Here is a 1,068-nt window from a genome sequence, read left to right as displayed (position 1 = left end):
AAATCAACCGCTTCTGCCATTGCGTATGTTGAGCCAAACGCAATCGCACACCCTAGGACTAAAGGACGTAACATTTTCACTTCTCCATTTTAGTGCCGAATTCTGTGTCGGCTTCGTTTACCCAAATAACTCGCCACGCTAATGCGCATTGTAGGAATATTCGGGTATTTAAGAGGGGCAGTGTAAAGCAATCTTACCTAGGGTGCATACCTAAAATGTAATCAAGTTTATGCGTTGCGAATCTCGTCATACTCTGCGATTGGCAAGCGGCCACGCAGTTCAAGAAATGACAAAAACTGTTTAGCAGAGTGAGTAATCACTTTGTTGCTATCAATATCAAGGTTGTCCATCAGCTCACTGACAAGCTCCAGATTGCCCACATCATGACAAAAGTGTGCATCGCTTCCCGTAGTAAAATACACATCTAACGCTTTGCCGATTTGCGCAATTTCATGGCAACGCTCCACACTGCCAACACGACTGTTGCCTTTGAGCGTAGTGTTATTGATTTCTATCGCTACATTGTGCTCTTTAGCGCACTTCAGCACTTGTTCAAAATCGAAGTCGAAGTTCGGGTTCCCCAAATGCCCTAACGCATCAACGCGACCGCTTTTGATGACATTTATCAGCGCTTCAGTGTGTGCTTCTTTATTGGCAGGTGGAAAAACGGGCTCGTGGAAACTGGCAATAACCCAGTCCAAATTGCGATCGACGCTTGGCGGAATATCAATTTCACCTTCAATGTTAAGTATGTTGGATTCCACTCCGCGAACGATGGCAACACCTTCAAGAAAACGAGGCAGAATTTTTTGGTTGGAGAAAAACCAGTAGTGAGGCGCACCCGGCATCGATTCCGCATGGTCCGTCGTGCAAAACATGGTTAACCCGTTCTCTTTTGCCGACTTTGCGTTTTCAATCAACGTACTATACGCATGACCACTCGCGTAAGTATGCGTGTGGGTATCAACCTTAAATTCCATCATCCAGTCTCTTGAGTGCTCAAATTTGCGGGTATTGTATACCCTCGTGCGGTCAAGATGTAGCGAACACCGAAAATGCGGCGGTGAA

General features: G+C 45.9%; 1 protein-coding gene. It reads right to left on the bottom strand.

What is annotated here, in order from left to right; all coding sequences use genetic code 11:
- Positions 1-227 precede the first annotated feature (227 nt).
- Complete coding sequence (locus R7O12_RS26660) at positions 228-980, bottom strand: phosphatase (RefSeq protein WP_021450561.1); 753 nt, start codon at positions 978-980, stop codon at positions 228-230.
- Between the last annotated feature and the right edge of the window lie 88 nt (positions 981-1,068).

This window comes from Vibrio sp. Vb1574 (assembly GCF_033338675.1).
This window is presented reverse-complemented; position numbering and strand designations above follow the sequence as displayed.